The following is an 874-nucleotide window of genomic DNA, read 5'->3' on the forward strand; positions in this document are numbered from 1 at the left end:
CCTTCATGCCGACGAACATGCTGCCGAGCGCATCGACCGACTTGGTGATGCTCTTGACGTCCACGTTCGTGTGTTGCGAGGCATCGACCTGCGTGACCGGTGCGACGTTGATTTGCGGGCTCGCGAAAGACACGCCGCCTGCCTGATAGTTCGAGTTGACGCCGGTGTTCGAGAAGATCGAGAAGCCGCCCGCGATGGAGCCCATTGCAGCGCGATCGAGTTCTTTCTCAGCAGCAAGGTTCTTGATAGTCAACATGATAAATCTCCTAAGAAATGTGTTTGGATGGTGAGAATTAAAGAGCCAAGCCGCCGAGCAGGCTGCCCACAGCGGTAATCGACTTGTTGACGGTCTTGAGATCGACGTTGGTGGTGGTCGATGCATCGACTTGCGAAACAGGTGCAATGTTCGCTTGCGGCGAAGCGAACGACACGCCGCCAGCTTGTACGTTGCTGTTGATACCGGCGTTCGAGAAGAGCGAATTACCGCCCGTGATGGCGCTCATTTCAGCGCGGTCGAGTTCCTTGGAAGCAACGAGGTTCTTGATGGTCAGCATGATAAATCTCCTAAACAATGTGATTGGATGGTGTGAATTAAAGCGCCATGCCGCCGAGCAGGCTGCCCACGGCGGTAATCGACTTGTTGACGGTCTTGAGATCGACGTTGGTGGTGGTCGATGCATCGACTTGCGTGACAGGTGCGATGTTCGCTTGCGGCGAAGCGAAGGACACGCCGCCTGCTTGAACGTTGCTGTTGATACCGGCATTCGAGAAGAACGAGCTACCGCCCGTGATAGCGCCCATTTCAGCACGGCCGAGTTCTTTGGAAGCGGCGAGGTCTTTGATCGTCAGCATGGTGAATCTCCTAAGTGGTTGG

3 protein-coding genes are annotated in these 874 nt (G+C 55.5%); all 3 read right to left on the reverse strand.

The features are described from left to right. Positions 1 to 256, reverse strand: a 256-nt coding sequence (locus tag NCT03_RS33635; RefSeq protein ID WP_250495512.1) for a hypothetical protein, incomplete at its 3' end; no start/stop codon positions are given. A gap of 37 nt (positions 257 to 293) precedes the next feature. Continuing rightward, positions 294 to 554, reverse strand: coding sequence for a hypothetical protein (locus tag NCT03_RS33640; protein ID WP_244830526.1), 261 nt, complete (start codon positions 552 to 554; stop codon positions 294 to 296). Between the two features lie 37 nt (positions 555 to 591). Next, the gene (locus NCT03_RS33645) at positions 592 to 852 is read right to left on the reverse strand and encodes a hypothetical protein (RefSeq protein WP_250495513.1); all 261 of its coding nucleotides are present in this window, start codon (positions 850 to 852) and stop codon (positions 592 to 594) included. Positions 853 to 874: the final 22 nt, after the last annotated feature.

It is taken from the genome of Caballeronia sp. GAWG1-1 (genome assembly GCF_023631465.1).
GTDB lineage: Bacteria > Pseudomonadota > Gammaproteobacteria > Burkholderiales > Burkholderiaceae > Caballeronia.